This is a genomic window from Dongia sp. (assembly GCF_041905885.1).
In the GTDB taxonomy this organism is placed as follows: Bacteria; Pseudomonadota; Alphaproteobacteria; order Dongiales; family Dongiaceae; genus Dongia.
In genome coordinates, this window is the sequence record NZ_JAYRKD010000031.1 from 1 (window position 1) to 24,454 (window position 24,454).

The following is a 24,454-nucleotide window of genomic DNA, read 5'->3' on the forward strand; positions in this document are numbered from 1 at the left end:
CCAACCCTCCCCCAAAGTTGGGGGAGGGCTTTATACGGTGCCTCCATCTCCCTCCCTCATCTTCTGGGGAGGCGCTCTTCCTGCTCCCTCCCCCGTCTTCGGGGGAGGGTGGGGGAGGGGGTGCCGCACAAAGAACCCCTCCAAGAGGAGTTGATCATGCCGACCGTCCTCATCACCGGCGCCAACCGCGGCATCGGCCTCGAGCTCGCCAAGCAATATGCCGGCGACGGCTGGTCGGTGATCGCGACGGCGCGCGACCCGAAGCAGGCCGACGGCCTGAAGGCGCTCAAGGGCGACATCCGCATCGAGGCGCTGGAAGTCACCGACGAGAAGCAGATCGCGGTCCTGGCCAAGGCACTGAAGGGTACGGCGATCGACGTGCTGCTGAACAATGCCGGCATGCTGACCGGCTATGAGTCCTTCGGCGACACCGATACGAAGTCCTGGCTGCAGACCCTGCATGTGAACAGCATCGCGCCGCTGAAGCTGACCGAGGCGCTGGTCGAGCAGGTCGCGGCCTCGCCACAGAAGAAGGTGGCCTCGATCACCAGCGGCATGGGCTCGATGGGCAGCCATGCCAGCACCGGCGCCTATGCCTACCGCAGCTCCAAGGCGGCGCTCAACATGGTGATGGTGACCGCCGCCAACGAGCTCCGCTCCCGCGGCATCTCGGTCGCGGTGATCTCGCCCGGCTGGGTCAGGACCGACATGGGCGGCGCCGGCGCGCCGCTCGACGTGAAGCAGAGCGCTGCCGGCATCCGCAAGGTGATCGACAAGCTCAATGTCGGGATCAGCGGCACCTTCTTCAATTACAGCGGGGAAACCTTGCCGTGGTAGCCCAGGAATCAACCAAGGGGGTCGAATTTTACTTCGATTTCTCCTCACCCTACGGCTATCTCGCCGCCTATCGGATCGATGACATCGCCGCGGAGTTCGATCGCACGGTGACCTGGCGACCCTACCTGCTCGGCGTCGCCTTCAAGAGCAGCGGCCAGAGCCCGCTGGTCTCGCAGCCGATGCGCGGGCCCTATCACCTGCGCGACATGGAGCGCACCGCGCGGCGGATGAAGGTGCCGATCATCCTCCCGGAAGGATTTCCGATGGCGACCCAGGCGGCGGGCCGCGCCTTCTACTGGCTCGACGCCCAGGACCCGGCCAAGGCGCGCGATCTCGCCAAGGCGCTCTACCGCGCCGCCTTCGCCCAGGCCCGCAACATCACCCCGCGCGAGGTGGTGGCCGACGTCGCGGCGGAGATCGGGCTCGACCGCGATGCGGTGCTGGCGGCGATCGAAGACCCGGTGGCCAAGGAGCGGCTGCGGGCCGAGACCGAGCAGGCGATCGCCCGCGGCATCTTCGGCTCGCCCTTCTTCATCATCGACGGCGAGCCGTTCTGGGGCAATGATCGGCTCGACGACGTGCGGGAATGGCTGAAGACAGGCGGTTGGTGAGACAGGATATGGACGCGACTCTTTCGAAAGACATCATTGCGGCAGTGGATGCCGGTTTCGACAACCAGGTGAAGCTCACCGCGGACCTGACCGCCTTCCCCTCGCTGCGCGGGCAGGAAGCGACGGCGCAGGACTTCATGGCCGATCAATATCGCCGCCGCGGCCTGCCGGTCGATCGCTGGAAGATCGAAGTCGCGGATATCGAGCACCTGCCGGGCTTCTCGCCGGTCGCGGTTTCGTACGAGAACGCCTTCAACGTCGTCGGCGTGCACCGGCCCAAGCAGGCCAAAGGTCGCTCGCTGATCATCAACGGGCATATCGACGTGGTGCCAACCGGGCCGCTCGATCTCTGGACCAGCCCGCCCTTCGCGCCGCGGGTTGAGAACGGCTGGCTCTATGGCCGCGGCTCCGGCGACATGAAGGCCGGGCTGATCGCCGGTCTCTGCGCCTTCGACGCCTTGGATAAGCTCGGCTACCGACCGGCGGCGGATGTCTACCTGCAGTCGGTCATCGAGGAAGAATGTACCGGCAACGGCGCGCTCGCCTGCCTGCAGCGCGGCTATCGCGCCGATGCAGCACTCATTCCTGAACCGTCGGAAACCGAGCTCGACATCGCTCAGCTGGGCGTCATGTGGTTCCAGGTGAAGGTGCGCGGCCGTCCGACCCATGTCGGCCATGCGGGCCGCGGCGTCAACGCGATCGAGAGCTGCTTCCCGATCGTCGCGGCCCTGCACAAGCTGGAAGCCGAATGGAATGCCAACCGGCATGAACTCTGGGGCGATCATCCGCATCCGGTCAACTTCGTGCTGTCGCGGATCGAAGGCGGCGACTGGACCTCGTCCGTCCCCGCCTGGTGCACCTTCGACATGCGGATCTCCTTCTATCCGGGGCAGTCGCTGGAATCGGTGCGCAAGGCGGTCGAGGCAACGGTGCGCGAGGCGGCCCGCAACGACGGCTTCCTCGCCAATAATCCGCCGGAGGTCGTCTATCACGGCTTCCAGGCCGAGCCCTATATCCTCGAAGGCGCCGAAGCGCCGCGCGCGGTGCTGGAACAGACCCACAAGCTCGCCTTCGGTGAGACGCTCGGGACCCATGCGATCACCGCCACCACCGATGCCCGCTTCTTCGGCCTCTATGCCGGCATCCCGGCTTTGGTCTACGGGCCGTCGGCGGAGGATTATCACGGTTTCGACGAGCGGGTGAACCTGGACTCGGTGCGCAAGGTGACGCGCAGCATGGCGCTATTCATGGCGGAATGGTGCGGCCTCGAGAAGCGCGCGGCCTAGACCATGCTGGAAACCAAAGAACTCTGGTCGATCCGGATCGACTTTGCACTCAAACCCGACGACGCGCGGCGGCTGCAGATCGAATCCGTGATGGAGGAATTGGGCACGGCGCTGTCCAGCTTCGAGGAGGGCAAGGGCTGGCGCATGGAGACCATCGCCGAAGCCAGGCCCCGCGCGGCGGAAGTGCGCGCGGCGCTGAAGCCCTTCGGCATTGTGGCGGTCATCGACAAGGTGCCGCAGAAGAACTGGGTGCTGGAGAGCCGCAAGGGCCTGCCGCCGCTGAAGGCCGGCCCGTTCTTCATCCACGGCGAGCATGACCGTGACAAGCGCCCGAAGAACGGGATCGGGCTGGAGATCGATGCCGGCATGGCCTTCGGCACCGGCCGGCACGAGACCACGATGGGGTGTCTCAAGGCGCTGCTGCGCCTCAGAAAGACGCTAAAGGCGAAGCGGATCCTCGACGTCGGCACCGGCACCGGCATCCTGGCCTTCGCGGCCTGGCATCTCTGGGGGCAGCCGGTGATCGCCGGCGACAACGACAAGGACGCGGTGCGGGTCGCCAAGGAGAATGCGGCGATCAACGGACTGAAGAAGCATGTCCGCATCGTCTCGTCGGACGGCTACAAGGCGAAGCTCATCCGCGACCATGCGCCCTATGATCTCATCACCGCGAACATCCTGGCCAACCCGCTGATCATGCTGGCGCCGGATCTCGCGCGCAATCTGGCGCGCAACGGCCGGGCGGTGCTGTCCGGGCTGATGAACGACCAGGCGAAGGACGTGCTGGCGGCCCATCGCGCCGTCGGATTGGAGCTCGACTTCCGCCTGCGGCTCGGCCAGTGGTCGGTGCTGGTCCTCAAACGGGCCAGGAAGTAATGCCGGTCTTCGTCATCGCGCCGCTCAGCTTGCAGCCGGCCGATGCCGAACGGGTGGCCTTGCTGCGCAAGAGCTACGATCCCAACGCCGCCGTGGTGCCGCCACATGTGACCCTGGTCTACGGCGTCGATGACGGGCTGGAGAGCGAGGCCTTGCGCTGGGCGCGGATCCATGCCGGGGCCTTCGCGGCCGTCTCGCTGCGCTTCACCCTGGCCACGGTGGCGCGGGATTACGAGAATTCCGCCTGGTATTTGTTCCTGATGCCCAAGCAGATCCCGCCGATCCTCATCGAGCTGCACCGGCGGCTGAACGCCGGGCCGCTGCAGGGCGCGCCGGATGTCGCCTTCGACGCCCACCTGACGCTCGGGCGCTTCCAGGAGCGGGTCCTGGCGGACGCGGTGGCGCGTGACTGCAACGCCGCAGGCGTCGCCATCGAGACCCGGATCGCCGCGCTGGAAGTGGTGCTGTTCGACGGCAAGGAAGCCCGCAACCGCACGACTCTGCCGTTGGGTGCCGCCTGAAAAGAAAGCGCCGGCCCGAAAGGGCCGGCGCAGTCAGGGAGGGAACTCGATGAAGAGTTACGCAGGTATAACGCTTACGCGGCCTTCGGGGTTTCCGGCTGCACGTTGAAATTGGCAACCGCCTTGCGGGCCACTTCCTGCGCGAGCTCGGTGATGTCGCCGCGGACCACGCCGATATCCACCAGCTGGCGATCGCTCAGCTGGTCGAGCTGGCGGGCGGTCAGGCGGGCGCGGTTCCAGGCGCGGATCGGGGCGGTGACGTCCTGCTCCATCGCGGCCAGGACTTCCGGCAGCGGCTCCTGGACCTCGCGGCCGAGGCGGCGCACGTATTCGGCGGCGTCGTAACGGGTCATGCCGATGTCGGCCAGCATGCGGTCGTCCATGGCCATCAGCTGGTCATAGATCTCGCGGCGGCGGCTCCACTCGACGGCGGGGCGCACGAGCAGGTTGAACACCAGGCGGCTGAACTCCTGGAACAGGGTGCCTTCACCCGGCACGGCAACCGCCTGCTGGGCGACGAAACCGATCTCGCTGCGGGTCAGGCCGAGGTCGCCGAGCATCCGGTTGTCGAGGCGCGCAAGCTCGCGCTCGATGGCGGTGCGCTTGAAATGGCTGCGCACGGAGTTGACCAGCACGGCGCCGAAACGGTTCAGCGCGGCGAAGCCGGTCTCACGGGCGACAGCAACGGCCACCTTCTCATTTTCATTGATCATCCGATTCATGGTTCTCACCGATCCGATATCTCTCGACGAAAGCGTCAAAAGCAAATTCCCTTGGGGGCGTCCTGGTGGGATTTCCCCGTCCGAGGGCCATCCCGCGGACGCTGGATATATACGAATCCCCAAGGCGCTCAGGCAGGGGGTATACCGCATTGCAGCAATGAGCCCGGCGCATGCGGAAATGTGACGTTAATCACGTAGGACATGGCTCGGTCACAATTGGACCGGCGAGATTTTCTAACTATCTAAAATAGCTCAGGAAAATTCCGGCGGCCGACAGGCTCGAAAACGGCGGCTTTGAGATGTTAACGGCATTAACATGGCTGTAACCATCACCCGCGACGCCCGGTCGCGGCAGGATCGACATTCCCGAACAAAACAGATACAATAGTATCCTGGTCAAGCGACCTCGGCCGCGGCGAACCTTTACAGGGCCTTTACGTGGGCAAGCACTGCGTCAGGCTGCAGCCGAGGGAATTTATCGAGGCCCCGCAATCACTTGACCGGCGATTGTGGGGGCCGTCAAACGGACCAGGCCGTAAAGGTTGGTCGGCGGCGATGCCGGGCCGGGTACTAGATCGGGCGGCCGGCGGCGCTGGCGGTGCCGTGGAAGCGCAGAAGGCCCCGGAGATCGCCCAGAACGGCGGAAATCAGGCTCTCAGCGCCCGGAATGCGGCTGGCATCACGGGCGAAGCCGCGGATGTCGCTGCGATAGAGGCCGAGATCGGCGAGGGCGCGGTCGCTGAGCAGCGCGAGCTCGCGGACGACCTGCTGGCGCGTCTGAAAGCTGCGCGCGGAGTTGGCGAAAGCGGCCCGGGTGCGGGAGAAGGCGGCCGTCTGATTCGTCTGCATTTTCTTGTCTTTCCAAGCGGGCGAGGACGCTATTGCCATCGCCTATCGATAAGATTAAGTGCAGTGGGACGCCGCTGTTAAGGATTTTGTTGCATCGCAGCATTGACTTTGCTGCATGCGCGAAGAGGCAGCACGGTAGCCTAATTCCTGGGCAGGTCGTAGAACCGGGGACCCAGCGCATTTCAGATGAAGGAAGGCTCGATGTCGGGCATGCAGGACGGCCGGAAGACCGAGGCGTATCAGGGCGACGCTAAGCTCGCCGGGCTCCTGAAACAGCAGCGCGCCTTCACCGATCTTGAAGGCCTGAAGGCAATGATTCCCGGCGTCGCCGCCGCCCCAGCCGGCGACCGCGCCGATGACTGGATCCATCTGGTGACGCCGGAGCCGACCGATGCGGTGAAGGCGCAGCTGCTGGCCTTCCGTGCCGGCTTCAAGCCCGGCGGCGCACCCTCACCGCAGACCACGGCGGAGCGGATCGCCGCTTTGCGGGCCGAGCTCAAGCGCCAGAACCTGACCGGCTTCGTGATCGGCCGCGGCGATGAGCACCAGGGCGAATATGTCCCGAAGCGCGCCGAGCGCCTGGGCTGGATCAGCGGCTTCACCGGTTCCGCCGGTCTCGCCATCGTGCTGCTCGACCGCGCCGCGATCTTCGTCGATGGCCGCTACACGCTCCAGGTCAGGGACGAGGTCGATACCGGGATCTTCGAGATCCAGCATCTGGTCAACGATCCGGCCGAGCGCTGGATCGAAGCGCATCTGGGCAAGGGCGGCCGGCTCGGCATCGATCCCTGGCTGTTCACCGTCGATCAGGCCCGGCGCTTCGCCGACGGCGCCGCCAAGGCCGGCGGCGAGCTGGTCGCGGTCGAGACCAACCCGCTCGACGCCGTCTGGACCGATCAGCCGCCCGCCCCGATTGCGCCGGTGACCGTGCAGGACCTGCGCTTCGCCGGGCAGAGCGCGGAGGAGAAGCGCCGCGCAATGGGCGCAGCACTGTCCGCCGACGGTCTCGATGCCGCCGTGATCACCGCGCCGGATTCGCTGGCCTGGCTGCTGAACATCCGCGGCGGCGACGTGCCGCGCACGCCCTTCGCGCTGGGCTTCGGCCTGCTGCACAAGGACGGCCATGTCGACGTCTTCATGGATCCCCGGAAGTTCACGCCATCGGTGCTGAGCCATCTCGGCAACGAGGTCTCGGTGCAGCCGCGCGAAGCCTTCTCGCAGGCGCTCGAGACCCTGGGCCAGGCCAAGGCGCAGGTCGGCCTCGACGCGATGACCGCGGGCGTGTGGATCCGCGACCGGCTGCAGAAGAGTGGCGCCACCATCCGGGTCGGCGACGATCCCTGCGCGCTCCCGAAAGCGAAGAAGAACGCGGTCGAGATCGAGGGCACCCGCACCGCGCACCGCCGCGACGGCGCCGCGGTCTCGCGCTTCCTCTCCTGGTTCGCCGGCGAGGCGCCGAAGGGCGGCCTGACCGAGATCGGCGCGGCGGAGAAGCTCGCCGAGTTCCGGCGCAAGAATGAGCTGTTCCGCGACTTCAGCTTCGATTCGATTTCCGGTGCCGGGCCGAACGGCGCCGTGGTGCATTACAAGGTCTCGGAGAAAAGCAGCCGCAAGGTCGAGCTGAACTCGATCTACCTGATCGACTCCGGCGGCCAGTATCTCGACGGCACCACCGACATCACCCGCACCGTCGCCGTCGGCACGCCGACCGCGGAGATGAAGGACCGTTTCACCCGGGTGCTGAAGGGCCATATCGCGCTCGCCACCGTGAAGTTCCCCAAGGGCACCACGGGCAGCAGCCTCGACGTTCTGGCGCGCCGACCGCTCTGGGAAGTGGGGCTCGACTACGACCACGGGACGGGTCATGGCGTCGGCAGCTATCTCTCGGTGCATGAAGGCCCGCACCGCATCTCCAAGGCGCCGAACCGCGTTGCGCTCGAGCCCGGCATGATCATCTCCAACGAGCCCGGCTATTATAAGACCGGCGAATACGGCATCCGGATCGAGAACCTGATCGTGGTGCAGCCCGTCGAAGGCCAGCCGAACATGCTGCAGTTCGAGACCATCACCCTGGCGCCGATCGACATCAACCTGGTCGATCGCACTTTGCTCACTGCGGATGAAGTCGCCTGGCTCAACGCCTATCACAGGCGGGTCAGGGAGACGCTCTCGCCGAACCTGGACGACGCCACCAAGGCTTGGCTCGCCGAAGCCACCCGGCCGATCTGATGGCCGAAGATCCGGTCGACCTCGTCGTCGCGCCGCGGCCGCGCGACATCGGGGGCTTCGAGGTGCGGCGCCTGCTCCCCGTGGCGCAGCGCCGCGCGGTCGGGCCCTTCGTGTTCTTCGACCAGATGGGACCGACCACGATCCCGCCCGGCCACGGCATGGATGTGCGGCCGCATCCGCATATCGGCCTCGCCACCGTCACTTATCTCTTCCAGGGCGAGATCCTGCACCAGGACACCCTGGGCTCGGTGCAAGTGATCCGGCCGGGCGACGTCAACTGGATGACCGCGGGTTCCGGCATCGCGCATTCGGAGCGCACCCCGCCGGAGGCGCGGGCCAGCGGCGGGCCGGTCTTCGGCATCCAATCCTGGGTCGCCCTGCCGAAGGCGCATGAGGAGACGGACCCGGCCTTCTTCCATCACCCGGTCGCGAGCCTGCCGGTGATCGAAGACGACGGCAAGACCGTGCGGATCATCGCCGGCACCGCCTTCGGAGCGCGCGCGCCGGTCGCGACCTTCTCTGCGACGCTCTATTGCGATGTCGTGCTGAAGGCGGGGGCGAAAATCGAGGTGCCGCTCGAGCACGAGGAGCGCGCGATCCAGCCGGTCGCCGGCCGCATCAGCGTCGCCGGCCGCAGCGTCGAGCCCGGCAGCATGCTGGTGCTGCGCGCCGGCATGCCGGTGACGATCGAGGCGCTGGAGGATGCGCGGCTGATGCTGCTCGGCGGCGAGCGCTTGGACGGGCCGCGGCAGATGTGGTGGAACTTCGTCTCCTCGTCGCCGGAGCGGCTCGAACAGGCGAAAGCGGACTGGAAAGCGGGCCGCTTCGGCCAGGTGCCGGGCGAGACGGAGTTCATTCCGTTGCCGGAGTGACCTCGGCGTCATGACCACAGTCGCGCATTCCGTGATGAAGTATCGCGACTACCGGCTGTTCCTGCTGGCGCGGCTGCTGGTGACGGCGGCCATCCAGATCCAGTCGGTGGCGGTCGGCTACCAGGTCTACGAGCTCACCTCCGATCCCCTGCAGCTCGGCTTCGTCGGCCTGGCCCAGTTCCTGCCGATGCTGGCCCTGATCCTGCCGGCCGGCGATCTCGCCGACCGCTTCAACCGGCGCACCATCCTGATGGTGAGCTGCCTCCTGGAAGCCGCGGTCGCGGCCTGCTTCTTCCTTCTCACGGTCTTCGAGGTGCATGCGCTCTGGGCCTTCTACCTGGTCCTGGCGCTGTTCGGCGTGGTGCGCACGCTCTCGGCACCGGCCAGCCAGTCGCTGGTGCCCCTGCTGGTGCCGCCGGCGCATCTCTCCAAGGCGATCGCCTGGAGCTCCTCGGCATTCCAGACCGCGACCATCGTCGGCCCGGCCTTGGGCGGCGCCCTCTATCTGCTCGGGCCGGAAGCCGCCTACACCATCTGCTTCGTGCTGGCGCTCGCGGTCGCGGGCCTGTTCTGGTCGATCCGCGTCTCGATGGCGCCGCGCGACATCCGGAACACCACCGCCTTCGAGCGCGCCGTCGCCGGCATCCATTATGTGAAGGCGCACCCGATCATCCTCGGGGCGATCTCGCTCGACCTCTTCGCCGTGCTGCTGGGCGGCGCCACGGCTTTGCTGCCGGTCTATGCCAAGGACATCCTCGACATCGGCGCCTTCGGCAACGGCTTGCTCAGGACCGCGCCGGCGGTGGGTGCCGCGGTGACCGGGCTCTGGCTCGGCTACCGTCCGCTCGACCGGAAGACCGGCGCCTGGATGTTCGGCTGCGTCGCGTTGTTCGGCGCCGCCACCGTGGTGTTCGGCCTCTCCACCAATTTCGTCGTATCGCTGGTTGCGCTGGTGGTGCTGGGCGCTTCCGACATGGTGAGCGTCTTCGTGCGCTCGACCCTGATCCAGGCGGCGACCCCCGACGCGATGCGCGGCCGGGTGAGCGCAGTCGGCATGCTCTTCGTCGGCGCCTCCAACGAGCTCGGCGAGTTCGAATCCGGCGGCGCCGCGCATCTCTTCGGCGTGGTGCCCGCGGTGGTGATCGGTGGCCTGGGCACGCTCGGCGTGGTCGGGCTCTGGATGTGGCTGTTCCCGGCTTTGCGCAAGGTTGACCGGCTGAGCGACGTCAAGGCCGGCGAGCATTCCGGCGCATAGCGCGCTGCGATTGCACCCAAAAAGCCCCGGGAAATTCGCGCACCGCTGCGAAGGAACCGCCGCTTGGAGCCGCGGTTGGCTTGATATGACGGACATTCGAAAGTGCCGCCCGCAAAGACGGCGCGGGACTCGGTCCGCCAGCGAAAGAGTTTCCAACACGAAGTGGAGAGAAGCATGAAACGCACGACTCTTCTTGGCTCCGTTGCCGCCGGCCTGCTGGCCGCGGCGGCCTCCTCGCCGGCCTGGGCGCAGGCGACCACCTATCCGGAAGGTACCGACTGCTCGGCGATCTCGGACTCCGCCTCCAGGATGGATTGCACCCATCAGATGAATGAATCCCGCCAGCTGCCGGATACCGGCAACGTGGTCCCGGATCCGGATGGCACGGGCAACGCGCAGCCGGGCTCGCCGGACTCCGCGGCTCCGGCCGGCACCGTAAACCCGGCCGGCAACCCGGCCACCAACACGCCGGGCGGCAGTGATGCCGGGGGCGGCGGCAATGGCACCGGCGCTGATTCCGACAACACCAACTAACGGAGTCTCGCTGAAATCCCCCGCGTTTCGGCGCGGGGGATTTTCTTTGCCGAAACCGCGCCCTGCAACCTCAGGGCCGCTGGTCGGTGCTCGGCTTCTCCCAGAGATTGATGCCGCTCTCGACCGCATGCCGGTCGATCTCGGCCAGTTCTTCCTTGCTGAAGGAAAGCTTGGCCAGCGCGCCGACGTTCTCGCGCACCTGCTCGGGCGAGCTGGCGCCGATCAGCGCGGTGGTGACGCGCGGGTCGCGCAGCACCCAGGCGATCGCCATCTGCGTCAGGCTCTGCCCGCGTTTCTTGGCGATCTCGTTCAAGGCTTTGGCGCGGGCGATGTTCTCCGGCGAGAGATGCGCCTGTTTCAGGGAACCGCCGCCCGGGCGATTGACGCGGGCATTGGCCGGAATGCCGTTCAGGTATTTCTCGGAGAGCAGGCCCTGGGCCAACGGCGAGAACGGGATGCAGCCCATGCCGTTCTCGGCCAGCGCGTCCAGCAGCCCGCCTTCGATCCAGCGGTTGAGCATGTTGTAGGAGGGCTGGTGGATCAGCGGCCGTACGCCCATGGCCTGCAGCAGCTGGGCCGCCTCGCGGGTCTTGTTCGGGGAATAGCTGGAGATGCCGACGTAAAGCGCCTTGCCTTGGCTGACGGCGGTCGCGAGGGCGCCCATCGTTTCCTCCAGCGGCGTGTCGGGATCGAAACGGTGTGAATAGAAGATGTCGATATAGTCGAGGCCGAGCCGCTTCAGGCTCTGGTCCAGGCTGGCCAGCACATATTTCCGCGAGCCGCCGCCCTGGCCATAGGGGCCGGGCCACATATCCCAGCCGGCCTTGGACGAGATGATCAATTCGTCGCGATAGGCCTTCAGGTCCCCGCGCAGCATCCGGCCGAAATTGCTCTCGGCGCTGCCGGCCGGCGGGCCGTAGTTGTTGGCCAGGTCGAAATGCGTGATGCCGAGATCGAAGGCGGCGCGAACGATCGCGCGCTGGTTCTCATAAGGCGCGCTGTCTCCGAAGTTGTGCCAGAGGCCGAGCGAGAGCAGCGGCAGCTGCAGGCCGCTCTTGCCGCAGAAGCGGTATTGCATGCGGGAATAGCGATCGGCGGCGTAGGGCGCGACGGACATGGAGAATCCTCCGGTGGTGGAATTGCGGTGATGTGAAAGCGGTCGGCTACGCCGCGAAGATCTTGCCGGGATTCATCCGGTTCTCGGGGTCGAGCGCTTGTTTCAGCTGGCGCATCACGGCGACGCCTTCGCCATGCTCGGCCTGGAGGAAGGGGATCTTGCCGTAGCCGATCCCGTGCTCGCCGGTGCAGGTGCCGCCCATGGCGATGGCGCGCAACGCGAGGCGCTCGACGAAGGCTTCGACGGTCTTCATTTCCTTGGGATCGTCGGGATCGAGCACCACGGTGACATGGAAATTTCCGTCGCCGACATGGCCGACGATCGGCGCCAGCAACCCGTGCGCATCGATATCCTTGCGGGTCTCGAGGATGCAGTCGGCGAGGCGCGAGATCGGCACGCAGGCATCGGTGGCCAGCGCCTTGGCGCCGGCGCGCAAAGCCAGGCAGGAATAGAGCACGTTGTGCCGCGCCTCCCAGAGCTTGCTGCGCTCCTCGGCCTTCTGGGTCCAGCGGAAGCCGCCGATCCCGAACTCCTCGCCCAGCGCCGCCACCATCTCCGCCTGTTCCTTCACCCCGGCCTCGGTGCCGTGGAACTCGAAGAACAAAGCCGGCTGTTTCGGGTAGTCGAGCTTGGCGTAGCGGATCAGCGCATCCATCTGCACTTCATCGACCAGCTCGATGCGCGCGACCGGGATGCCGGACTGGATGGTGCGGATCACGGTGTTGACCGCATCGCCGATGCTGGGGAAGAGCGCGACGGCGGCCGCCATGGTCTCCGGCACGCCGTAGAGGCGCAGCCTGACCTCGGTGATGATGCCGAGCGTGCCTTCCGAGCCGACGAAGAGCCGGGTGAGATCGTAGCCCGCGGCGGATTTCCGCGACCGGCCGCCGGTGCGGATCACGCGGCCGTCGGCCAGCACCACGGTCAGGCCCAGCACGTTCTCCCGCATGGTGCCGTAGCGCACCGCGTTGGTGCCGCTGGCCCGCGTCGCCGCCATGCCGCCCAAGGTGGCATCGGCGCCGGGATCGATCGGGAAGAAGAGGCCGGTATCGCGGAGATAGGCGTTGAGCGCCTTGCGCTTCACCCCGGCCTGGACCTTGACGTCGAGATCCTCGGCATTGACCTCCAGCACCTGGTCCATTCCCGAGAGGTCGATCGAGACGCCGCCTTCGAGCGCCGCGACATGGCCTTCCAGCGAGGTGCCGACGCCGAAGGGGATGATCGGCGCGTCGTGCTGGGCGGCGAGCTTGACGATCGCCACCACGTCCTCGGTCGACTTGGCGAAGGCGACCACGTCCGGCGCAAAGGAAGGGTGGTAGGATTCGTCGCGGCCATGGCGCTCGAGGATTCCGGCATTGGTGCTGACCCGGTCGGCGCCGAGCAGTGCCGTCAGTTCCGCGACGAGGCCGTCGGTGTCCTTGGTGCGCCGGTTGGCAAGCATCGGTCGTTCCTTATTCGGGGGCGCCGTAGCCGCCGCCGCCGGGTGTTTCGATCACGAAGACGTCGCCGGGGCGCATCTCCGCCTTGTCGGTGCCGCCCAATGTGACCACCGAACCGTCCTTGCGTTCAACCGAATTTCGCCCCAGCGCGCCATCGCGGCCGCCCGCCATGCCGTAGGGCGGAATGACCCGGTGGCCGGACAGAATGGCGGCGGTCATCGCCTCCAGGAAGCGGACCCGGCGGATCACGCCGTCGCCGCCCCGGTGCCGGCCCTTGCCGCCGCTGTCCTTGCGGATGCGGAACTCTTCCAGCAGGACGGGGAAGCGCCATTCCAGTACTTCCGGATCGGTCAGGCGGGAGTTGGTCATGTGGGTCTGCACCGCGTCGGTGCCGTCGAAATCCGGCCCGGCCCCGGAGCCGCCGGAGACGGTCTCATAATATTGGTAGCGGTCGTTGCCGAAGGTGAAGTTATTCATCGTGCCCTGGGCCGCCGCCATGACGCCCATCGCCCCGTAGAGCGCATCGGTGATGCATTGCGAGGTCTCGACATTGCCGCTGACCACCGCCGCCGGGTATTTCGGCTTCAGCATCGAGCCTTCGGGAATGACGATGTCCAGCGGCTCCAGGCAGCCGGCATTCATCGGAATCTCGTCGTCGATCAGGGTGCGGAAGACGTAAAGGACCGCGGCCTTGGCGACGGCGGAAGGGGCGTTGAAGTTGTTGGCGAGCTGCGGGCTGGTGCCGGTGAAATCGACCTTGGCCCGGCGCGCCTTGCGGTCGACCGTAACGGAAGCGGCGATCTTGGCGCCGTCGTCCATCTCATAGGTGAAGGCGCCGTCCTTCAGCCGGTCGATGACTCGCCGCACCTGCTCGGCGGCATTGGCGCGGACGTGGTTCATATAGGCATGGACCACGTCGAGGCCGAAATCCTTCACCATCCGGCGCAGCTCCTGCACGCCTTTCTCATTGGCGGCGACCTGGGCGGCGAGATCGGCGATATTCTGGTCGGGATTGCGCGCCGGGTATTTGCCGGAGCTGAGCAGTTCGCGCATCGCCTTCTCGCGGAACGTGCCCTGATCCACCATCTTCACGTTGTCGATGAGGACGCCTTCCTCCTCGACCGAATGGCTGTCGGGTGGCATCGAGCCCGGGGTGATGCCGCCGATATCGGCGTGATGGCCGCGGGAAGCGACGTAGAACAGGATGTCGGCACCGGCCCCAGTGGCGCCATCGGGGTCGAAGACCGGCGTCACAACAGTGATGTCCGGGAGATGCGTGCCGCCGTTATAGGGCGCGTTCAGCACATAGACATCGCCGGGTTTCATGTCGGGATTGGCGGCGATCACGGTCTCGACGCTCTCGCCCATCGAGCCCAGATGCACCGGCATATGCGGTGCGTTGGCAATGAGGCGACCCTGCTGGTCGAACAGGGCGCAGGAGAAGTCGAGCCGCTCCTTGATGTTCACCGAATGGCTGGTCTTTTCCAGGGTCGAGCCCATCTGCTCGGCGATCGACATGAAGAGGTTGTTGAAGATCTCCAGCATCACCGGATCGACCGCGGTGCCGATCGCGGCGTTGCGGAGCACGGCGACGATGCGGTCGAGGATCAGGTGGCCGCGATCATTGGCGATGGCGCGCCAGCCCGGCTCGACGATGGTGGTCGAGGTCGGGTCGAGGATGATCGCCGGGCCTTCCACGGTCTGGCCGGGGCGGAGCTGCGCGCGGTCGAAAACCGGTGCCTGATACTGCTGGCCCTCGGCGGTGAAGGGAACGGCGGCGAGGGATGATGCGTCCTTTTCGCCGACGGCGAGGATCGGATCATCGACCCGCTCGGAGCGGCCGATCGCCTCGACCGAGATCGAATCCACGATCAGCGGCTTCTCCGGCACGATGAAGCCGTAGCGCTGCCGATGCGCGGTCTCGAAGCTTGCCTGAATGTCGGCGAGGCTGCCGAAGCTGGCGATCAGCGGCGCGTCCGTGCCGGCATATTTCAGGTGAACCTGCGGCAGGATGGTGATGGCGTCCTCCGGAATGCCCTGCGCGGCGATCTCGGCCTTGGCGGCGAAGGTGAGCTCGGCGACGTCGGTTTGCAGGCGCGACATCAGGAGCTTCTCGAACTTCGCCTCGACGGTCTTGTGACGGATGGCGCGGATGTCGGCCAGGCCCATGCCATAGGCCGAGAGCACGCCGGCGAAGGGATGCAGGAAGATCCGGGTCATGCCGAGCGCATCGGCGACCCGGCAGGCCGCCTGGCCGCCAGCGCCGCCGAAGCAGGCGAGGGTGTATTGCGTGACGTCATAGCCGCGCTGGATCGAGATTTCCTTGATCGCATTCGCCATGTTGGCGACGGCGATCATGAGAAATCCTTCGGCAACCGCTTCCGGCGAGCGGCTCTCGCCAGTCGCCCTGGAGATCTCGGCGGCGAGGGCGGCGAACTTGTCCGCGACGACGGCGCGGTCGATCGGCTGGTCGCCGCTGGGGCCGAACACCTTCGGGAAGAAGTCGGGGTTGAGCCGCCCCAGCATCACGTTGCAATCGGTGACGGTGAGCGGGCCGTTGCGGCGATAGGCGGCGGGGCCGGGATCGGCGCCGGCGGAATCCGGGCCGACCCGGAAGCGCGAACCGTCGAAATGCAGGATCGAGCCGCCACCCGCGGCCACGGTGTGGATCTGCATCATCGGCGCCCGCATCCGGACACCGGCGACCTGCGCTTCGTAGGAGCGCTCGAACTGGCCGTTGTAATGCGAGACATCGGTCGAGGTACCGCCCATGTCGAAGCCGATGATGCGCTCGAAGTCGGCTTGCCGCGCGGTCTCGACCGCGCCGACGATGCCGCCGGCCGGGCCGGAAAGGATGCTGTCCTTGCCCTGGAAGGTGGCGGCGTCGGTCAGGCCGCCGTTCGACTGCATGAACATGAGCCGCGTCGTCTGGTTGCCGATCTCGCTCGCGACCTGGTTCACATAGCGGCGCAGGATCGGCGAGAGATAGGCATCGACCACCGTGGTGTCGCCGCGGGAGACCAGCTTCATCAGCGGCGACACATCATGGCTGACCGAGATCTGCGGGAAGCCGATCTCCTTGGCGATGGCGGCAAGGCGCTTCTCGTGGTCGCTGAAGCGGTAGCCGTGCATCAGGAGGATCGCGACTGAGCGGAAGCCGGCGGCGAAGGCCTTGTGCATCTCGGCGCGGGCGGCGATTTCGTCGAGCGGGGTGAGAATGTCACCCTGCGCGCCGACCCGTTCGGCGACTTCGATCACTTCCGAGTGCAGCAGCTCGGGCAGCTCGATCCTTCGGGCGAAGATCTTCGGCCGGTTCTGGTAGGCGATGCGGAGCGCGTCCTTGAAGCCCTTGGTGGTGACCAGCAGGGTGCGTTCGCCCTTGCGCTCCAGGAGCGCGTTGGTGGCGACGGTGGTCCCCATCTTGATCACCGCCACGCTCGCCGGCAGCGGTTCGTTGGCGGAGAGGCCGAGGATCGCGCGGATGCCGGCCATGGCGGCATCCTTGTAGCGGCCGGGATTCTCCGAGAGCAGCTTATGCGTGATCAGGCCGCCGTCGGGCCGCTTGGCGACCACATCGGTGAAGGTGCCGCCGCGGTCGATCCAGAACTGCCAGAAGCCGTTTGCCATTACCGTACCATCAGGTCGAGCTTGTGCCGAGAGAGGACGTCGCAGCCGGTCTCGGTCACGACGACCGTCTGGCCTGGATTCATAGCGAGCTTTGTCGCGCCGTCCACCAGGATCATATGGAGAAAGAGGACGATTCCCGGCCGCAGTTCCACCGGATTGTCGCGGTAGAGCATCGGCCAGTCCATCCAATTGGGCGAGAAGGTGGTCCCAAGGCTGTAGCCGCAGGCATTGAGCCGTGCCGCAGCGAAGCCGGCATCGTCCATCGCCCTGGCGTGTGCGGCAAAGACGGCACCGAAGGTGACCCCCGGGCGGATCGTTTCGATGCAGGCCTGCATCGCGCCGGTCGCCGCCTTGTGCATGGCACGTTGGCGCTCGTGCAGCTTGCCGATGACGATCGTGCGCATCAGGCAGGCATGATAGTGGCGGTAGACGCCAGCGAACTCCAGCGTCAGCTGGTCCTGCGCATCCAGCTTACGGCGGCCGGCGGCGTAGCGCACCAGCAGGGCCTGCGGGCCGGAGCCGATGATGAACTCGTTCCCGGGATAGTCGCCGCCGCCCTTGAACACCGCGCCCTGCATCGCCGCCAGGATCTCGCCCTCGTCGGCGCCTGGCTTGGCGAGCCGATGCGCTTCGTCCAGCGCATCGTCGGCGAGCTCGGCGGCGCGGCGCACATAGGCGAGCTCGGCCGGGCTCTTGATAAGCCGCAGCCGGGTCACCAGCATCGAGGCATCCGTGAGCGTGCAGAAGCCTTCGAGCGTCGCGTTGAGGCGCAGTCCGTTCTGCGCGGTGAGGCCATAGGCGTCGTATTCGACGCCGAGCTTCTTCCCCTTGAGCTTGCGGGCTTCGAGCAACCGCATGAGGTCGCCCGCGGGATTGGCGCCGTCGGCATCGACCCAGATATGGATCTCCTGGATATCCGAGGTCAGCTGCGCTTGCAGCAAGTCGGGCCGACGCGTCAGCAAAAAGAGATCGCCGTCGGCGCCGAAATAGAGGCATTGGAAGAAGACGTAGCCGAAGGTGTCGTAGCCGGTCAGGTAATACATGCTCTCCTGCCGGAACAGGAGGATTCCATCGAGCCCTTCCCGCTGCAGCGAGCGCTGCAAGGCGGCGCGCCGGGCGGCGAACTCGTCGGGGGTGAAATGCAGCGGCATCGACTCCTCCTTCTGATGCAATGCCGGGAGATTGCGGGCTGCGGGCGAAGCCGGCAAAGCCAATCGGCGCTTTGTTCGACAATGTCGAATGGCTATGCTGGCGCGATGAAGGTTCGGATCCAATCCCTGGCGCGGGCGGACGCAATCCTGGAAGTGCTGGCGAGCGGCCCGCGCTCGGGCCGGCGCCTGCGCGACATCGCGGCGGCTATTCGGCTCGCGCCGAGCACGGTCGCGACCCTGCTGAAGAGCCTGGTCGCGCTGGGCTATGCCGAGAGGATCGCGGTGAGCGGGCAGTATCGGCTGGGCCCGCGCTTGCTGAAGCTTGGCCGGGTCGTTGAGAAACAGGTCGATCTCCTGGAATTGGGGCGGCCGGGGATCATCCGCCTCTGCCAGGCGACCGGAGAGGCGGTGAACCTGCTGGTGCCATCGGCGACGACCATGGTCGTGGCGGAGAGCCTGAAGGGCGATGTCATTCTGAAGACCACGGCGCTCAAAGGCACCGGCATGCCGATGCGCGGGACGGCGTCGGGCAAGTGCTTGCAGGCGTTCAGTGGCGCGGCGGCGGGCCGCGACTTCGCCGAGGTCCGGCGCCTCGGTTATGCGACCGAGGAGGACGAGTTCCAGCCGGGCGTCATCGCCGTGGCGGTGCCGATCCTGGATGGGCAAGGACGCATGCTCGCCACGCTTAGCATCCACGGGCCGTCGCAGCGGTTCAGCATGCGGCGGGCGGCGCGGCTGGGCGGTCTGCTGAAGCAGGAGGCGCGGCGGATCACCGCATCCTTGCCGTAAAATCGCCGCAAGCGCGGCTGGAAATGCCGGCGGCCTGCCGCTATGGTTGGCTGAGGATCCGGGATCGCAGCATCAGCATGAGCATCTGGGGAAAAATCATCGGCGGGGCCGCGGGCTTCGCGCTGGGCGGCCCGCTGGGTGCGCTGCTGGGCGCGCTGGCGGGGCATGCGGCCGACAAATATGTCGGGGCCGAGGGGGCGCCGGCGCTCGAGGGACCCGACGGCGATGACCGTTCCGGGACCCGGCAGATCGCCTTCACCATCGCCGTGATCGCGCTGGGCGCCAAGATGGCCAAGGTGGACGGCCAGGTCGACCGTTCGGAGGTCGCCGCCTTCAAGGAAGTCTTCCAGGTGCCGCAGAGCGAGACGGCCAATGTCGCCCGGATCTTCGACCTGGCGAAGCGCGACGCGCGCGGCTTCGAGCCCTATGCCCGGCAGATCGCCAAGATGTTCCGCAAGGACAGCCCGGTGCTGGAAGAGCTGCTCGACGGTCTCTTTCACATCGCCCGGGCCGACGGCAGGATTCATGACTCCGAGATCGAGTATCTGAAGCAGGTCGCGACCCTGTTCGGCTTCAGCGAGGCCGACTTCGCGCGGATCCGCGAGGCCAATGTCGGGCCGGACAAGGCCGACCCCTACACCATCCTCGGCGTCACCCGCGCCATGAGCAACGATGAGATCCGCGCCGCCTGGCGCAAGCTGGTGCGCGACAACCATCCCGACCGGCTGATCGCCCAGGGCCTGCCGGAGGAATTCGTGATGCTGGCGAACCAGAAAGTCGCCACCATCAATGCCGCCTATGACAAGGTCGCCAAGGAACGCGGGATAAATTGAGTTGGTTCTCGTTCTCTCGATGCGATCGCCATTTTGCACCAATCGTCATGGTCCGCGTAGGCGGACCATCCACGAGTTTCTATCGAGCGACGGATGCAAACTCGTGGATCCTCCGCCCCAGCGGACGAATGTCCGCCTACGCGGACGGAGGAGGATGACGAGCGAAGAGTCCGTCCGTTCGATCTAGAAAGCACTTCATGCCAGCCTCACCGCCCCAACTCGCACTCCGCGACGCCGCCGTCACGTTCGGCGGCAAGCCGCTCTTCTCCGGAATCTCGCTCGGCCTCGGCAAGGCCGAGCGCGTCTGCCTGGTCGGCGCCAACGGCAGCGGCAAGTCCACCATCCTGCGCGCGCTGGCCGGCGAGATGGATCTCGATGCCGGCGAGCGCTTCGTGCAGCCGGGATTGAAGATCGGCTATCTGCCGCAGAACCCCAGCTTCGCCTCGGGTGGCAGTGTTTCCTCCTATGTCGCGGGTGGGCTCGGCGCGGATGAGCATGACTACCGCGTGGCGCGGGCGCTCGATCACCTGAGCCTCGACGGCGCCCGCGATGTCCAGACGCTCTCCGGCGGCGAGGGCCGGCGCGCGGCGCTGGCCCGGGTGCTGGCGACCGAGCCCGATCTCATGCTGCTCGACGAGCCCACCAACCATCTCGATCTCCCGACCATCGAATGGCTGGAGCAGGAACTGCTCGACTATTCCGGCGGCGTGCTGATGATCAGCCATGACCGTGCCTTCCTGAACCGGCTGACCCAACGCCTGCTCTGGCTCGACCGTGGCCGGATGTTCGAGCATGACGGCGGATTCGCCGAGTTCGAGGACTGGTCGCAGCGGATCATCGATCAGGAATCCGCCGAGGCCTATCGCCTGAAGAAGAAGATCGAGCAGGAAGAATACTGGCTGCAGCGCGGCGTGACGGCGCGGCGCTCGCGCAACGAAGGCCGGCGGCGCAACCTGTTTGCCTTGCGCGAGCAGCGCCGCACCAGCCTGAAGGCGCAAGGTGTCGCCAAGCTGGAGCTGGGCGAGGCGGAGTCCGGTGGGCGTCTGGTGATCGAGGCCAAGGACATCTCCAAGTCCTACACCCGGCCGGACGGCAGCATCCTTCCGATCGTGAAGAATTTCTCGACCCGGATTCTGCGCGGCGACCGGGTCGGCTTGATCGGGCCCAACGGCGCCGGCAAGACCACGCTCTTGAAGATCCTGACCGGCGAGATCGCGCCGGATTCGGGGAAGCTCCGGCTCGGCATCGGCTTGAAGCCGATCAGCCTCGACCAGCGCCGCGAGGGTTTCGACCTCGAAGCGACCTTGTGGCAGACCTTGGCGCCCGGCGGCGGCGATTCCATCATGGTCAATGGCCGGCAGAAGCATGTTGTCGGCTATCTGCGCGACTTCCTGTTCGACGAGAAGCAGGCGGTGATGCCGGTCCGCGCCCTCTCCGGCGGCGAACGCGCGCGGCTGCTGCTGGCCAAGCTGTTCGCCCAGCCGTCGAACCTCGTGGTCCTCGACGAGCCGACCAACGATCTCGACATGGATACGCTGGACCTGCTGCAGGAAGTGCTGGGGGAATATGACGGCACCGTGCTGATCGTCAGCCATGACCGCGACTTCCTCGACCGGCTGACCACCAGCGTGATCGCGGTCGAAGGCGAGGGCAGGGTGGCCGAATATCCCGGCGGCTACAGCGATTACCTGGTGCAGCGCCCGGTGCCGCAGAAAGCCGAGGCGAAGGCGGTGCCGCGTGCCGCACCGGAAGCGCGTCCGGCGCGGGTCGAGCCGAAGCTGAGCGGCAAGGAGACGAAGGAACTCTCCGATTTGCCGGCGAAGATCGCGGCGCTGGAAAAGGACATCGCCACCATCGAAGGCGCGCTGCACGATCCCGATTTCTATGCCCGCGACGTCGACAAATTCAACAAGGCGAGCGATCTGCTCTCGGCCAAGAAGCAGGCGCTGGAAGCTGCGGAGCTGCGCTGGCTGGAGCTTGAGGAGAAGCAGGCGCAGCTTCAGCAATCGTTTTGAAGCCGCAGCATTTCCTGGCGCTCGCCTTCGCCCAGGTGCTCTGGGGCGCCAACTTCGCCGTCTTGAAGCTCGGCCTCGACACCTGGCCGCCCTTCTTCTTCGTGGCCTTGCGGCTGGGTGCGGTCGGGTTGCTGCTGATCCCCTTCGTCGGCTTGCCGAAGCGCTCGCAACTGCCCGGCCTGCTGCTGCTCGCCTTGCTGCTGGGGGTCATCCACTTCGGGACCTTGTTCACCGGGATCGCGATCTCCGACGCGGCAACCTCGTCGATCGTCATCCAGATCCAGGTGCCGCTCGCGGCACTCAGCGCCGCCGTCTTCTTCGGCGATCGCATCGGCTGGCGGCGCTGGTCCGGCATGGCCTTGTCGATCCTCGGCATCGCGCTGCTGGTCGGCCGGCCGGCCTTCCAGGGCGGCTGGGCTGCGGTGGCGCTGATCCTCGCGGCCTCGGTTTCCTGGGTCGCCGCCAATATGCAGATCAAGCGGCTGGCCGGGGATATCGGCGGCTGGCAGCTCAATGCCTGGCCGGCCCTGCTGGCGGCGCCGATGATGCTGGTCTTGTCGGCGCTGACCGAGCAGGGCCAGGTCGAGACCCTGCGCAACGCGACATCCGCCGCCTGGTTTGCCATGGCCTATCAGGTCGTCGTGACCACGGCGCTCTGCTATGGCCTCTGGTTCGCGATGATGCGGCGCTACCCGGTGACCCAGGTCATGCCCTTCACCTTGCTGGAGCCGGTGTTCGGCGCGCTGACCGCGGTCTTCCTGCTGGACGAGCCCTGGGACTGGCAGATGGTGCTGGGCGCCCTGGTGACCGTTTCCGGCCTCGCGATCATCGTCATCCGCCGCCCGCAATCGGTTGAGCAACCGGTGGGTCCCGGGGCATGATCCCCTCAACCGCCAGGCCGAGGCCATGAAGATCACCCGCATCCGCCTCTATCGCCAGTTCCAGCCGTTCCGCGACGGGCCCTATACCTGTTCCGGCAACCGCACTGCCTTGGGCTTCGATTCCGCGATCGTGGCGATCGACACCGACCAGGGCCTGACCGGCTGGGGCGAGATGGCACCCTTGGGCAGCTTCTATTCCGAGGCGTTCAGCGCCGGGGCGCGCGCGGGCATCGAGGAACTGGCGCCGATCCTCATCGGCCAGGACCCGACCCAGAGCGCGCGCATCGCCGATCTCATGGATCTCCACATGATGGGCCAGCCTTATGTGAAGGCCGCGCTCGACATGGCCTGCTGGGATTTGAAGGGGCGCGCCGCAGGGCAGCCGCTCTGCGAGACCCTGGGCGGGCGCTTCGGCGAGGGCATCACGCTCTATCGCTCGATCTCCCAGGAAGCCCCGGAAGCGATGGCGAAGCGGGCGCAGAAGTATCTCAAGGAAGGCTATCGCCGGCTGCAGGTGAAAGTGGGCGGCGATCCCGCGGTCGATGTCGCGCGTTTCGAGGCGGTGCGTGCGGTGGTGCCGGGCGACGTCGTGCTGTTCTGCGACGCCAACGGCGGCTGGACCTTGCAGCAGGCGCGTCGCTTCCTCTTGGGCGTCGGCAATGCCGATTTCACCTTGGAGCAGCCCTGCGCTTCCTATGCCGAATGCCGCGCGCTCCGGGCCCAGTGCCGCCAGCCGATGGTGCTCGACGAATCCATCACCGCGCTGGAGGCGCTGCTGAACGCGATCCATGATGGCGTCGCCGACGGCGTCACGGTGAAGATCTCGCGGGTCGGTGGGATCGGCAAGGCGCGGCTGATTCGCGACGTCGCGGTCGCCGCGCGGCTGCAGGTAACGGTCGAGGATACCGGCGGCGCCGAGATCGACACGGCGGCGATGACCCATCTCTCGCTCTCCACGCCGGAACATCTCCGCACCCATACGGTCGATTTTCACAACTGGGTTTCGCTGGGACACGGCGACGGCATTCCCCCGGTCAGGGACGGAATCCTCTACCCGCCGGCCGGCCCGGGCCTCGGCATCGCCGTGCGCGAGGCCGAGCTCGGCAAGCCGATCTTCGAGACGGCGCCGTGAAGCTCCGCGACCTCGGTTGGATGCTGCTCATCCAGGCGATCTGGGGCGTCAACTTCGTCGTGGTGAAGCTCGGCCTCGACCATATGCCGCCGCTGTTCTTCGTCGCACTGAGGTTCAGCCTCGCGGCGCTCATCCTGGTGCCCTTCTCCGGCCTGCCGCGGGCGCATCTGAAGCGGGTGATCCCGCTCTCCTTCACGCTCGGCGTGATGCATTTCACCTTGATCTACACCGGCATGCATTATCTCGACGCCGCGACCACGGCGATCGCGGTGCAGCTGCAGGTGCCGTTTGCCGCGATCCTGGCGGCGATCTTCTTCAAGGAGACGCTGCACTGGCGGCGCATCACCGGCATGGTGATCGCCTTCGCCGGCATCGTGACGATCGCGGGGCAGCCGCAATTCCTCGCCCATCCCTGGCCTTTGGCCTCGGTGATCGCAGCCGCGCTGGTCTGGTCGATCGCCAACATGCAGGTGAAGGCCCTGGGCGACGAGATCGATGCCGTGCAGCTGAACGGCTGGATCGCGATCCTGGCCGCGCCGCAATTGCTGGTGGTTTCCTACGCGGTGGAGGGAGACCATTGGCCGACCCTGGCTCAGATCGGCTGGGGCGGCGCCTTCGCGCTGGCCTATCAGGCGGTGATCGTGGCCGCCTTCAGCTACTGGATCTGGTACAATCTGATGCGGCGCTATCCGGTCAACCTGGTGATGCCCTTCATGCTGCTGCAGCCTTTGATCGGCGCCGCTTCCGGCGTGGTGTTCCGCAACGAGGTGATCACCTTGCCGATGGTGATCGGCGGCATCGGCATCCTGATCGGCGTCGCGATCATCATCATCCGCCGCCCGGCCGTGATTGCCCCTTCGACCAAGACCGGTATCTAG

General features: G+C 66.6%; 21 protein-coding genes. 15 read left to right on the forward strand and 6 right to left on the reverse strand.

The features are described from left to right. Positions 1-156 precede the first annotated feature (156 nt). From ACH2CY_RS23540 to ACH2CY_RS23560, 5 genes are read left to right on the forward strand one after another with little or no spacing between them, the layout of a single operon-like run. Positions 157-837, forward strand: a complete 681-nt coding sequence (locus tag ACH2CY_RS23540; protein WP_395022162.1) for an SDR family oxidoreductase — start codon at positions 157-159, stop codon at positions 835-837. Then, positions 831-1,448 carry a 2-hydroxychromene-2-carboxylate isomerase gene (locus ACH2CY_RS23545; protein WP_395022163.1) on the forward strand — a complete coding sequence of 206 codons (618 nt, stop codon included), beginning with the start codon at positions 831-833 and terminating at the stop codon, positions 1,446-1,448. The genes ACH2CY_RS23540 and ACH2CY_RS23545 overlap by 7 nt, the downstream gene beginning before the upstream one ends. Before the next feature lie 8 nt (positions 1,449-1,456). After that, positions 1,457-2,734, forward strand: coding sequence for an ArgE/DapE family deacylase (locus tag ACH2CY_RS23550; RefSeq protein WP_395022165.1), 1,278 nt, complete (start codon positions 1,457-1,459; stop codon positions 2,732-2,734). A gap of 3 nt (positions 2,735-2,737) precedes the next feature. Continuing rightward, positions 2,738-3,610: a 50S ribosomal protein L11 methyltransferase gene (locus ACH2CY_RS23555; protein ID WP_395022166.1), complete on the forward strand. Its 873-nt coding sequence runs from the start codon at positions 2,738-2,740 to the stop codon at positions 3,608-3,610. Continuing rightward, on the forward strand, positions 3,610-4,131 hold the full coding sequence (locus ACH2CY_RS23560; protein ID WP_395022167.1) for a 2'-5' RNA ligase family protein: 522 nt from the start codon (positions 3,610-3,612) through the stop codon (positions 4,129-4,131). The genes ACH2CY_RS23555 and ACH2CY_RS23560 overlap by 1 nt, the downstream gene beginning before the upstream one ends. A gap of 74 nt (positions 4,132-4,205) precedes the next feature. Here ACH2CY_RS23560 and ACH2CY_RS23565 read toward each other — a convergent pair whose 3' ends face one another. Both ACH2CY_RS23565 and ACH2CY_RS23570 read right to left on the reverse strand, forming a co-directional pair. Beyond that, positions 4,206-4,823 carry a DUF1127 domain-containing protein gene (locus tag ACH2CY_RS23565; protein WP_395022169.1) on the reverse strand — a complete coding sequence of 206 codons (618 nt, stop codon included), beginning with the start codon at positions 4,821-4,823 and terminating at the stop codon, positions 4,206-4,208. A 600-nt stretch (positions 4,824-5,423) separates the two neighbouring features. Further along, positions 5,424-5,702, reverse strand: coding sequence for a DUF1127 domain-containing protein (locus ACH2CY_RS23570; protein WP_395022171.1), 279 nt, complete (start codon positions 5,700-5,702; stop codon positions 5,424-5,426). 201 nt (positions 5,703-5,903) lie between these two features. On the opposite strand from ACH2CY_RS23570, the gene ACH2CY_RS23575 reads away from it, so the two are divergent. The 4 genes from ACH2CY_RS23575 to ACH2CY_RS23590 all read left to right on the forward strand — a co-directional run bounded on the left by ACH2CY_RS23575 (position 5,904) and on the right by ACH2CY_RS23590 (position 10,592). Next, positions 5,904-7,931 (forward strand): aminopeptidase P family protein, encoded by a 2,028-nt coding sequence (locus ACH2CY_RS23575; RefSeq protein ID WP_395022173.1) that lies wholly within the window; start codon positions 5,904-5,906, stop codon positions 7,929-7,931. After that, positions 7,931-8,803, forward strand: coding sequence for a pirin family protein (locus ACH2CY_RS23580; protein ID WP_395022174.1), 873 nt, complete (start codon positions 7,931-7,933; stop codon positions 8,801-8,803). The genes ACH2CY_RS23575 and ACH2CY_RS23580 overlap by 1 nt, the downstream gene beginning before the upstream one ends. Before the next feature lie 10 nt (positions 8,804-8,813). Next, positions 8,814-10,058: an MFS transporter gene (locus ACH2CY_RS23585; RefSeq protein ID WP_395022176.1), complete on the forward strand. Its 1,245-nt coding sequence runs from the start codon at positions 8,814-8,816 to the stop codon at positions 10,056-10,058. 174 nt (positions 10,059-10,232) lie between these two features. Then, the gene (locus ACH2CY_RS23590; RefSeq protein ID WP_395022178.1) at positions 10,233-10,592 is read left to right on the forward strand and encodes a hypothetical protein; all 360 of its coding nucleotides are present in this window, start codon (positions 10,233-10,235) and stop codon (positions 10,590-10,592) included. 70 nt (positions 10,593-10,662) lie between these two features. Here ACH2CY_RS23590 and mgrA read toward each other — a convergent pair whose 3' ends face one another. From mgrA to ACH2CY_RS23610, 4 genes are read right to left on the reverse strand one after another with little or no spacing between them, the layout of a single operon-like run. Then, positions 10,663-11,709, reverse strand: a complete 1,047-nt coding sequence (gene mgrA / locus ACH2CY_RS23595) for an L-glyceraldehyde 3-phosphate reductase (protein ID WP_395022179.1) — start codon at positions 11,707-11,709, stop codon at positions 10,663-10,665. A gap of 46 nt (positions 11,710-11,755) precedes the next feature. Further along, positions 11,756-13,150: an FAD-binding oxidoreductase gene (locus ACH2CY_RS23600; protein WP_395022181.1), complete on the reverse strand. Its 1,395-nt coding sequence runs from the start codon at positions 13,148-13,150 to the stop codon at positions 11,756-11,758. 10 nt (positions 13,151-13,160) lie between these two features. Then, positions 13,161-16,775, reverse strand: a complete 3,615-nt coding sequence (locus ACH2CY_RS23605; protein WP_395022182.1) for a hydantoinase B/oxoprolinase family protein — start codon at positions 16,773-16,775, stop codon at positions 13,161-13,163. After that, complete coding sequence (locus ACH2CY_RS23610) at positions 16,775-17,926, reverse strand: M24 family metallopeptidase (RefSeq protein WP_395022183.1); 1,152 nt, start codon at positions 17,924-17,926, stop codon at positions 16,775-16,777. Before ACH2CY_RS23610 ends, ACH2CY_RS23605 begins: the two co-directional genes overlap by 1 nt. Positions 17,927-18,031: 105 nt before the next feature. Here ACH2CY_RS23610 and ACH2CY_RS23615 point away from each other — a divergent pair, with 105 nt between their 5' ends. From ACH2CY_RS23615 to ACH2CY_RS23640, 6 genes are all read left to right on the forward strand, one after another. After that, a complete protein-coding gene (locus ACH2CY_RS23615) occupies positions 18,032-18,715 on the forward strand; it encodes an IclR family transcriptional regulator (RefSeq protein ID WP_395022185.1) in 684 nt (227 codons plus the stop codon). 77 nt (positions 18,716-18,792) lie between these two features. Then, complete coding sequence (locus ACH2CY_RS23620) at positions 18,793-19,548, forward strand: TerB family tellurite resistance protein (protein ID WP_395022186.1); 756 nt, start codon at positions 18,793-18,795, stop codon at positions 19,546-19,548. A 197-nt stretch (positions 19,549-19,745) separates the two neighbouring features. Next, positions 19,746-21,563, forward strand: a complete 1,818-nt coding sequence (locus tag ACH2CY_RS23625) for an ABC-F family ATP-binding cassette domain-containing protein (RefSeq protein ID WP_395022187.1) — start codon at positions 19,746-19,748, stop codon at positions 21,561-21,563. Next, positions 21,560-22,444 (forward strand): DMT family transporter, encoded by an 885-nt coding sequence (locus ACH2CY_RS23630; RefSeq protein WP_395022188.1) that lies wholly within the window; start codon positions 21,560-21,562, stop codon positions 22,442-22,444. The genes ACH2CY_RS23625 and ACH2CY_RS23630 overlap by 4 nt, the downstream gene beginning before the upstream one ends. A gap of 25 nt (positions 22,445-22,469) precedes the next feature. Beyond that, complete coding sequence (locus tag ACH2CY_RS23635) at positions 22,470-23,576, forward strand: mandelate racemase/muconate lactonizing enzyme family protein (RefSeq protein WP_395022190.1); 1,107 nt, start codon at positions 22,470-22,472, stop codon at positions 23,574-23,576. After that, complete coding sequence (locus ACH2CY_RS23640) at positions 23,573-24,454, forward strand: DMT family transporter (protein WP_395022191.1); 882 nt, start codon at positions 23,573-23,575, stop codon at positions 24,452-24,454. Before ACH2CY_RS23635 ends, ACH2CY_RS23640 begins: the two co-directional genes overlap by 4 nt.

Coding starts and splice junctions, on each gene's coding strand:
- ACH2CY_RS23575 (WP_395022173.1), top strand. CDS start 5,904: ATGTCGGGCATGCAGGACGGCCGGAAGACCGAGGCGTATCAGGGCGAC.
- ACH2CY_RS23625 (WP_395022187.1), top strand. CDS start 19,746: ATGCCAGCCTCACCGCCCCAACTCGCACTCCGCGACGCCGCCGTCACG.
- ACH2CY_RS23600 (WP_395022181.1), bottom strand. CDS start 13,150: ATGCTTGCCAACCGGCGCACCAAGGACACCGACGGCCTCGTCGCGGAA.
- ACH2CY_RS23585 (WP_395022176.1), top strand. CDS start 8,814: ATGACCACAGTCGCGCATTCCGTGATGAAGTATCGCGACTACCGGCTG.
- ACH2CY_RS23580 (WP_395022174.1), top strand. CDS start 7,931: ATGGCCGAAGATCCGGTCGACCTCGTCGTCGCGCCGCGGCCGCGCGAC.
- ACH2CY_RS23540 (WP_395022162.1), top strand. CDS start 157: ATGCCGACCGTCCTCATCACCGGCGCCAACCGCGGCATCGGCCTCGAG.
- ACH2CY_RS23570 (WP_395022171.1), bottom strand. CDS start 5,702: ATGCAGACGAATCAGACGGCCGCCTTCTCCCGCACCCGGGCCGCTTTC.
- ACH2CY_RS23590 (WP_395022178.1), top strand. CDS start 10,233: ATGAAACGCACGACTCTTCTTGGCTCCGTTGCCGCCGGCCTGCTGGCC.
- ACH2CY_RS23605 (WP_395022182.1), bottom strand. CDS start 16,775: ATGGCAAACGGCTTCTGGCAGTTCTGGATCGACCGCGGCGGCACCTTC.
- ACH2CY_RS23550 (WP_395022165.1), top strand. CDS start 1,457: ATGGACGCGACTCTTTCGAAAGACATCATTGCGGCAGTGGATGCCGGT.
- ACH2CY_RS23615 (WP_395022185.1), top strand. CDS start 18,032: ATGAAGGTTCGGATCCAATCCCTGGCGCGGGCGGACGCAATCCTGGAA.
- ACH2CY_RS23560 (WP_395022167.1), top strand. CDS start 3,610: ATGCCGGTCTTCGTCATCGCGCCGCTCAGCTTGCAGCCGGCCGATGCC.
- ACH2CY_RS23635 (WP_395022190.1), top strand. CDS start 22,470: ATGAAGATCACCCGCATCCGCCTCTATCGCCAGTTCCAGCCGTTCCGC.
- ACH2CY_RS23610 (WP_395022183.1), bottom strand. CDS start 17,926: ATGCCGCTGCATTTCACCCCCGACGAGTTCGCCGCCCGGCGCGCCGCC.
- ACH2CY_RS23620 (WP_395022186.1), top strand. CDS start 18,793: ATGAGCATCTGGGGAAAAATCATCGGCGGGGCCGCGGGCTTCGCGCTG.
- mgrA (WP_395022179.1), bottom strand. CDS start 11,709: ATGTCCGTCGCGCCCTACGCCGCCGATCGCTATTCCCGCATGCAATAC.
- ACH2CY_RS23555 (WP_395022166.1), top strand. CDS start 2,738: ATGCTGGAAACCAAAGAACTCTGGTCGATCCGGATCGACTTTGCACTC.